The sequence below is a fragment of the Asticcacaulis biprosthecium C19 genome (genome assembly GCF_000204015.1).
GTDB classification, from domain to species: Bacteria; Pseudomonadota; Alphaproteobacteria; order Caulobacterales; family Caulobacteraceae; genus Asticcacaulis; species Asticcacaulis biprosthecius.
On record NZ_GL883078.1, the window covers coordinates 1,782 to 9,967 of the forward strand.

Sequence of the window (8,186 nt, forward strand, 5' to 3'; positions counted from 1 at the left end):
TGGACACCGCATACGCCCCACAGACTGCCGTCCCGCAGGGCCTTCAGGCTAAGAAAGCCGGCCATAAGAGCCAGGTTGATGCCGCCCAACAGATGCTCGGGCGATTGCAACAGGTTGCCGCCCTGGATGATCAGCCCGGCGGCGACGTTAAAGACAAGTGCCGGAATGGCGCCCCATTGCAGCGCGCAGGTCTGCAGCATCCAACCGCGCCACAAAGCTTCGGTCACGGTCGCCTGGACAAAGGTGCCGGCAATGACCAGCAAGGCTGCGGTCAGCCAGACGAGGTCAAAGCCCTGCCAGGCGCCCCCGCCTCCGATGGAATAGACGCCGATCAGAAGGCCCACGCCCACGACACCGGCGACCAAAAGACATCCCATCAGGAAACCGCGGATCAGTTCCCGCCGCGCCGGTCCGGCGAGGCCGATATCGCGCAACGGCCGCTTCTCGTAAAAGCGCAGCCACAGCCACAGACAGCCCAGAACGGGGAGAGAGGCGAACAGCGCCACGGCAACATCCTGCCAGCGCCCATTCATGGCGGCATTCAGCCCGAACAGGCTGGCAATCCTGCCGGCGATCCACACACCGACATAGACGAACAGCCACACCAGCGGCGCGGTCAGTAACGCCCATGTGCTCCGGTTGCGCGAACTCGCCACGTTTCCCCTCTTGTACTGCAACCGCGAAAAGCTTTCACGAAAAGTCCGCAAGAGCAAGGCATGTCTGTCAAAGTTTGAGTCCAAACTTCGGCGCGGCATAGATCATTGTCAGATAGAGCATGATCGTCAGGCCGCAACCAGCCAAAAGTGCCGGATAAAATGCCACCCCTTTGCGCAACATAAGAGGTATCAGCAAAAACATCGGCAAGGACGGAAGAACGTACCAGAAGGTCGCCTCGACGTGGGTCGCCATCCGAGCCGGATCGTGCGTATCCCGCCACAACCACATCATGCCCAAAATTGAGATCAGCGGTAGTGAGGCGACCAGGGCACCAAATGCCGGCAAGCGCTTGGAGAGTTCAGACACCAGCGCGATGATGCACCCCGATATAAGCGCCTTGGCGATCAGGTAGAGCATTACGTCTCATCCTTTGCCTTGGCCAGCTTCGCCAGCACCCGGCCGCGGCCCTTGGTCAGGGCCGTGACGACGCCGCGCCAGGTGCGGATCTCCTGCTCGGTCATCCGGGCGCGGTTCAGCACGACCCGAAGATTGCGCAGCATCGATTCCTTCTTTTCCGGCGGGAAGAAGAAGCCCGCTGCTTCCAGTTCGTCCTCGAGATGGCCATACAGGCCGTGCAGGAATTTGAGATCGGCCGGCTCATCCATATTTTGCGTAAAGGCCGCCTTGGGCGCATCCATCACCAGCAAGCGCCATTCATACAGTATAATGTTCACCGCCTGGGCCAGGTTCAGCGAATGAAAGTGCGGATCGACCGGGATGGTGACGATGGCGTGGCACAGCGCGATATCCGAGGTCTCCAGCCCTGCCCGCTCGGCGCCGAACAGCAGGCCGGTCTTTTGGTGTCCCTGCGCAGCCGCATAGGCTTCGACAGCGGTCTGGCGCGGCGTCACGACCGGCAGATGGACCTCACGGTTGCGTGCCGTGGTGGCGTAAACCGTCTTCAGGTCGGCCACCGCCTCGGCAACGGTCGCAAACACCTTGGCACCATCCAGTGGCCAATTGGCGCCAGACGAGGTCGCCCAGGCGCGATCCTGGGGCCAGCCGTCGCGTGGCGCCACCAGGCGCAGTTCCTGCAAGCCGAAATTGGCCATGACCCGGGCGACCGAGCCAATATTGTCAGCGAGCTGTGGCCGGTCGAGGATCACACACGGCAAGGTCAGGTTGGGATCGAGCGGCGGCGCGGGGCGAGCATCTTTCATACCCGCGCCCTTACGACAAATCGGCGCGACCTCCAACCCCTGCTGTGCACGGTTCGATTCGCGCCAACTGTCCGTCACCGATCCAGGCGGCCAGCCAGCCGCCGGCGATGCCGGCCGCGGAATCGCCCTGGGTCGCAGCCAGACGGGCGCACAGGTCCGGAAAGGACAAGCCGCCCCGCAGCGCATCGATGGCCGCGGCTTCATCCGAGCTGATGGTTTTGAATTTGGGCTCCAGGCCATGACGCCAGACACAAAGATGCGCCGTAGAGTCCAGGCGCGCAGCGGCCGGTGGCTGGGTCGTCCCGGCCAGGGCCTGCCAGATCGCAGCAGCGTTGCTGGTCACAGGTCTTAATGCCAAGGTCGGTACAAAGACAAGCGCGGCCCGATCCCAGTCTATATCTGTCAGGTCGGCAGCCGTGACATTCGCACTGTCCCGGCCACTGAAGGATGTATGCAACGCCCATTCCAGCCAGGCCAACTCGGCAACCTCCGGATCCTGGCTGTAAAACTCGGCCAGATACGCGGCAAATTCCTCGCCGAACACATTCAGCGTCCAACTCCGCGACGGAAAGCCGTCGACAAACGCCGTGGCCACCGCATCGAACCCCTCATCGCCAAGCCAGAGTTTCAGCTTGGCATAGGTCTCGGCCAGCACGCCTTTCAACCGGCCGCGATAGGCATTGTGATAGACGGCATGCCCACGCGTCGGCGCCACAGCGGTGGGATCGCACAGAAAGGCGATCATCTCAGCCTGGCGATTGCTCAATTCGGTCATGCCAACTCCGGGACGGCCAGGCGCCGCGCCACCGCGAGTTCAGCCAGCAGATCGTCCAGGGGCGGAATATCGTCGTCACGTTCGATCATAACCGCCACGGTGTCACACCGTTTGACTGTCTCTGCGTATAGCGACCACACGCCTTCCGGCACCGGCTGATCATGTGTATCGATCAGGAGGCCGTCGCCAACTGTATGCCCTGCAAGATGGATCTGGCGAACGCGGTCAAAAGGTATGCCATCGAGATAGGCGCGCGCGTCGAAACCATGGTTGTGGGCGCTGACATATATATTGTTGACGTCGAGCAGCAGGCCACAGCCCGTACGGGCGCACAGTTGCGTCAGGAACTGCCATTCGGTCAGGCTGTCCTCGGGGTAGGTAATGTAGCTCGACGGGTTTTCAATCAGCAACGGCTGTTCCAGTACCTCCTGGGCGTGGTGGATATTGGCCGCAACGCGCTCCAAGGCTTCTTGGGTCAACGGCAGGGGCAGAAGGTCGTGGCTGTTAATGCCGCCACTTCCCGTCCAGCACAGGTGGTCCGACAGCCATAGTGGGCGCACCCTATCAGACAGAGCTTTCAGTCGCCGTAAATAGTCCGGATCCAGGCTCTTGCCGCCCAGGGACATGGACACGCCATGAAGGGCCAGCGGATAGCGCTCGCGTACGCGATCAAGCAAATTCAGGGGCCGGCCGCCGTCGACCATAAAGTTTTCCGAAATCACTTCGAAAAAGTCGGCCACAGCGTCTCGTCGCAAGACCTCGGCATAATGATCCGGCCTCAGCCCCAGGCCAAAACCGGAAAAGGGCGCCGGACCACCGGCAGGGAGTTCTGTCATGTCCAAATCCGCAAGCCGGCCGGCACCTGGGGCGCCGGCCGGACTCACTATCAGCCGATATCGCCAATGGTGCCGCCGTCGGCCAGGCAAGCCTTGGCGGTCATCGCCTTGAACCCATCGCCCTTGCAACTGTTATGACCCTTGCATTCATGGGTCGACGTCTTGCAATCGGATTGACCCTTGCAGCTATGAACGCCGTAGCAATGGACGGTGTCATCGGCCGAAACGGCTGCGCCGGAACTACCGGCCGGCGGCGTGGCAGCGAAGGCCATGCTGGACAAGGCCAAAAGGGCAGCGGCGGATGCGATGGTGGCGCCAGTTTTTACGGTGATCATGGGTCGAGTTCCTCAGTTTGAATGTGCCGGGGTGGCCTGAACCATTACGTCGCCATCGCCGCCCAGGTTACACCTCGCCTCACAAATCTCCACCGAACAATACTCAAGTTTTAACTTGACTGTTTTCCGGCGCGCCATGATAGTGAAGTTTAAACTTGAATATGGAGAATCCCATGACCGCCGTTCACGCCACCTTCGTTATCGAAAAGACCTATCCGCATCCGGTCACCAAGGTCTTCGCCGCCTTTGCTCAATCCGACATCAAGCAAAGCTGGTTCGGTCATGGATCCGGCGGAACCTATGAGAACGACTTCCGCGTCGGCGGGATTGAGCGCTCGAGTTGGGTAATGGACGCGACGACGCCGTTCCCCGGCGCGGTTCTGTCAAGCGAGGCGCTGTATCTCGATATCGTTCCGGACCGCCGCATCGCCTGCGGTTCCAACATGATGATGAACGGCACACCGTTTTCCGGCTCGTTGGCTACATTCGAGTTCGCCGCCGACGGTGACGGTGCGAAACTCACCCTCACCCACCATGGCGCGTACTTTGAAAATGCCGACGGCCCGCAGATGCGCGAACACGGCTGGGGTGAACTTCTGAAGCGCCTGGGCGAGGCGCTGTGAGCGACGCCCATAAGGTCCTGCAGGCCCTGGGCGATGCTACCCGGCGCGACATGGTCGAGCGGCTGACCGATACGGCCATGTCGGTTTCGGCCCTGGCCGCGCCCTATGACATGACCCTGACCGCGGTCGGCCAGCACCTGGCCATTCTGGAAGCCGCGGGTCTGGTGAAAACCGAAAAGATCGGCCGTGTCCGGTCGTGCAGCCTGAACCCGGCCGGCTTCGCGGTGCTCGATATCTGGACAAAAGCGCGGCGTTCCACCTGGGAACGCCGCCTGGACGCGTTGGGGGATATACTGGACGGACCGTCTTAACCTACGCGTCTATAGGTCATGCTCATAAACTCTTTCGAGCCTTCGCTGCGCTCTTCGGGCGGGGCTTCGCGGCCCTGGACGGCATCCCAGCAAAGTCGACATCAAATATTGATAAGGCTCATGCCGCCTTCAGCCGGTCGACGAAGTTGTCGACCTCACCCTGCAGTTCACGCGCCATGGCCTCAAGGTCGCCGCAAAGCTGCATCAGATCGCGTGAAGCCGAGTCCGAAGATTTGGCGTCGTCACCGACGCGGGCGATATGATCGGCCATGCCGGCCGTGCCCATGGCCACGCGCTGGGTCGTGGTGGCGATATCGGCCGTGGCCGCGCTTTGCTGGTGCATGGCCTGGGAGATGGCGCCGGCGGTCTGGCACACCCCGCCAAGGGTGGTAACGATGCGGTCGATCGATTCCACGGTTTCGCCGGTCGAGGCCTGGACACCATTGATGACCGCCGCGATCTCGTCGGTCGCCTTCGACGTTTGCGATGCAAGTTGCTTGACCTCGGACGCCACGACCGCAAAGCCCTTGCCGGCATCGCCGGCGCGTGCGGCCTCGATGGTCGCGTTCAGCGCCAGAAGGTTGGTCTGGCTGGCGATGGAGCGGATCAGTTCGACAACGTCACCGATCTTTTGGGCCGAGCGCGACAGGTCGGCGACCGACGCCTGGGTCGCAGCGACCTCCTCAGTTGCGCGCGTCGCCACGTCATTGGAATGCGAGGCCAGGCTGTTGATCTCGGCGATCGAGGCCGACAGCTCCTCTGCGCCGGCGGCGACCGCGTCGATGTTGCCGCGCGCCTCGTCCGAAGCCGTCACCATCACCTGCGTCCGCTGCAGTGACCGGTTCATGGTGTCGGCCAGACTGGCCGCCGAGGTCGATACCTGGCCGGAAAAGCCGGAAAATCGGTTGGACAGGGCGTTCATGCGCTCGACGAACTCGGCGCTCAGGGCCTCGCGGCGGTTCAGCGCTTCGATCTCACGCCGGCGGCTGTCTTCCTGGGCAGCGGACATTTCTTGGGCTTGACGGCCGGCGGCGGTAGCAGCCTCCAGAGCCTCCCCCGAACGGGCGAACAGCGCTTCGATGTGGCCGACCAGCCAGGCCAGCACCACCGCCTGGACGACCAGGATGACGGCATGGACGAGGACGCGCAAAAGTTCCGGCGCCGCCGACGGAAAGACGGCCAGGGGCATGGCGTAGTTCAGCACCAAATGGTGGACAGCCACAAAGCCAGTATAACCGGCCAGGGCCCGCCAGTCGCACCAGCCGGCGCAGACCGCCAGACAGGCGAAGAAATACATATGCATGTCGATCTGAAGCTCGTGCCCGCGCAGAGCGAAGACCATCAGGCTGACCATGCCCGCCACGGCAAGGCAGGTCACCATCCGCGTCGACGGTCCCGTGGCGTCTCGCCACCATACCCAGGTCGCAGCCGCGGCCAGGACCACACCGCCAATCACGGCGGTCACGTGAATGCCGCCGCGCCCGAAGAGGCTGATGACCGGGATCAGCAGGGCGTTCACCCACAGGAAACCGATAATGAAGCGCGAAAATTGCGCGCGAAGCAGGTTCAGTCCGTCCAAGGTTCAGACTCCGGAATAAGAAGAAGAAGAAGGGGATTGGCACGCGGCCAGGCCGCCGGCATCAATGACCAGCCAGGCGCCCGAGGCATAAAGTTGCGATACCAGTTGGGCGTCATCGTAAGCCGCAAAGGCGATAAAGGACCATCGCCCGGCGCCGGTCATGCGGCCCCCGGCATGGGAAATAGCGATCAGCGCATCCGGCCGTTCACTCCACGGCGCGACAATCACGGCCAGGTCCTGGCCCGGCCGCGGCGCGGTTGCGGCGCCCCCGGTCACGGCCAGCAGCAACAGACTGAACAGGGCGACGACAGCGAAAGAAGACCGGCCTCGGGGAGGTGATGAGGCTTGAGACATAATTCTGAACATACGCAAACGGCTAAACCTGCGATTGGTGATACGCGCACAGGGATAACAAAGTCTAAATTTCGCTTTCCGGCCAGCTTTTGTGTCCATCAGGCCTATTTGCGGCGCGGGAAAAATACGTCTATAGGGGGCGCGTTCGCGGCGGTCGTGAGCCTGTGTATCCTGCCGTCAGCGCCCGTTTGAAAGGAAATTCCCAAATGGCCAAAATCAAGGTGGCAAACCCGGTCGTCGACATCGACGGCGACGAAATGACCCGCATCATCTGGCAGATGATCAAGGACAAGCTGATCCATCCCTATCTCGACATCGACCTGCAATATTTCGATCTGGGCATGGAACACCGTGACGCCACCGACGATCAGGTCACCATCGACGCCGCCAACGCCATCAAGGCCTGCGGCGTTGGCGTCAAATGCGCCACCATCACCCCGGACGAAGCCCGCGTGAAGGAATTCGGTCTGAAGAAGATGTGGAAGTCGCCCAACGGCACGATCCGCAACATCCTGGGCGGCGTTGTCTTCCGCGAACCCATCATCTGCAAGAACGTGCCGCGCCTGGTGCCGGGCTGGACCCAGCCGATCGTCGTCGGCCGCCACGCTTTTGGCGACCAGTACAAGGCCACCGACTTCCTGGTCCCGGGCCCCGGCAAGCTGACCATGAAGTTCGAAGGCGAAGACGGCAAGGTCATGGAATACGAAGTGTTCCAGTTCCCCGGCGCCGGTGTCGCCATGGGCATGTATAACCTGGACGCGTCGATCCGCGACTTCGCCCGCGCCTCGTTCGAATACGGCATTGCGCGTAACTATCCGGTCTATCTGTCGACCAAGAACACCATCCTGAAGGCCTATGACGGCCGCTTCAAGGACATCTTTGCCGAGATCTTCGACGCCGAATACGCAGCCAAGTACAAGGAACTGGGCCTGACCTACGAACACCGCCTGATCGACGACATGGTCGCCTCGGCGCTGAAGTGGTCCGGCGGTTTCGTCTGGGCGTGCAAGAACTATGACGGCGACGTCCAGTCCGACACGGTTGCGCAAGGCTACGGCTCGCTGGGCCTGATGACCTCGGCCCTGGTTACGCCGGACGGCAAGACCATGGAAGCCGAAGCCGCTCACGGCACTGTCACCCGCCACTATCGTCAGCATCAGAAGGGTGAATCGACCTCGACCAACTCGATGGCCTCGATCTTCGCCTGGACGCAAGGCCTGAAGCACCGCGCCAAGCTGGACGACAATGCCGAACTGAACCGCTTTGCCGAAACCCTGGAAAAGGTCTGCATCGACACCGTCGAAGCCGGCGCCATGACCAAGGACCTGGCCCTGCTGGTCGGCCCTTCGCAAGGCTGGCTGACGACCGAGGGCTTCCTGGACAAGGTCAGCGAGAACCTGACAAAGGCCTTGGCGGCTTAAGGCATCTACCGCCCCAAAACGAAAGCCGCCGGATCCCTCCGGCGGCTTTTCTCATGGCGAACTGAGGTAGAATTC

General features: G+C 62.0%; 11 protein-coding genes. 3 read left to right on the plus strand and 8 right to left on the minus strand.

The window, feature by feature from the left end; genetic code table 11:
- From ABI_RS25660 to bufA2, 6 genes are all read right to left on the minus strand, one after another.
- Window positions 1-656, minus strand: a 656-nt coding sequence (locus tag ABI_RS25660; RefSeq protein WP_040309148.1) for a hypothetical protein, incomplete at its 3' end; no start/stop codon positions are given.
- Window positions 657-723: 67 nt separating this feature from the next.
- Window positions 724-1,074, minus strand: coding sequence for a DUF3147 family protein (locus ABI_RS10730; protein WP_006272980.1), 351 nt, complete (start codon window positions 1,072-1,074; stop codon window positions 724-726).
- A complete protein-coding gene (locus ABI_RS10735; protein ID WP_006272982.1) occupies window positions 1,074-1,877 on the minus strand; it encodes an RNA methyltransferase in 804 nt (267 codons plus the stop codon). Before ABI_RS10735 ends, ABI_RS10730 begins: the two co-directional genes overlap by 1 nt.
- A gap of 10 nt (window positions 1,878-1,887) precedes the next feature.
- Complete coding sequence (locus tag ABI_RS10740; protein ID WP_006272983.1) at window positions 1,888-2,652, minus strand: HvfC/BufC family peptide modification chaperone; 765 nt, start codon at window positions 2,650-2,652, stop codon at window positions 1,888-1,890.
- A complete protein-coding gene (gene bufB / locus ABI_RS10745; RefSeq protein WP_006272984.1) occupies window positions 2,649-3,488 on the minus strand; it encodes an MNIO family bufferin maturase in 840 nt (279 codons plus the stop codon). The genes ABI_RS10740 and bufB overlap by 4 nt, the downstream gene beginning before the upstream one ends.
- Window positions 3,489-3,538: 50 nt before the next feature.
- Window positions 3,539-3,823 (minus strand): BufA2 family periplasmic bufferin-type metallophore, encoded by a 285-nt coding sequence (gene bufA2 / locus ABI_RS10750; RefSeq protein WP_006272985.1) that lies wholly within the window; start codon window positions 3,821-3,823, stop codon window positions 3,539-3,541.
- Window positions 3,824-3,996: 173 nt separating this feature from the next.
- Here bufA2 and ABI_RS10755 point away from each other — a divergent pair, with 173 nt between their 5' ends.
- Complete coding sequence (locus tag ABI_RS10755; protein ID WP_006272986.1) at window positions 3,997-4,446, plus strand: SRPBCC domain-containing protein; 450 nt, start codon at window positions 3,997-3,999, stop codon at window positions 4,444-4,446.
- Window positions 4,443-4,757, plus strand: a complete 315-nt coding sequence (locus ABI_RS10760) for an ArsR/SmtB family transcription factor (protein WP_006272987.1) — start codon at window positions 4,443-4,445, stop codon at window positions 4,755-4,757. Before ABI_RS10755 ends, ABI_RS10760 begins: the two co-directional genes overlap by 4 nt.
- 118 nt (window positions 4,758-4,875) lie before the next feature.
- Here the strand turns inward: ABI_RS10760 and ABI_RS10765 are convergent, their stop codons facing one another.
- On the minus strand, window positions 4,876-6,336 hold the full coding sequence (locus tag ABI_RS10765; protein ID WP_006272988.1) for a methyl-accepting chemotaxis protein: 1,461 nt from the start codon (window positions 6,334-6,336) through the stop codon (window positions 4,876-4,878).
- Between the two features lie 3 nt (window positions 6,337-6,339).
- On the minus strand, window positions 6,340-6,690 hold the full coding sequence (locus tag ABI_RS23655) for a hypothetical protein (RefSeq protein WP_050808269.1): 351 nt from the start codon (window positions 6,688-6,690) through the stop codon (window positions 6,340-6,342).
- A gap of 206 nt (window positions 6,691-6,896) precedes the next feature.
- On the opposite strand from ABI_RS23655, the gene ABI_RS10775 reads away from it, so the two are divergent.
- On the plus strand, window positions 6,897-8,111 hold the full coding sequence (locus tag ABI_RS10775; protein WP_006272990.1) for an NADP-dependent isocitrate dehydrogenase: 1,215 nt from the start codon (window positions 6,897-6,899) through the stop codon (window positions 8,109-8,111).
- Window positions 8,112-8,186 lie beyond the last annotated feature (75 nt).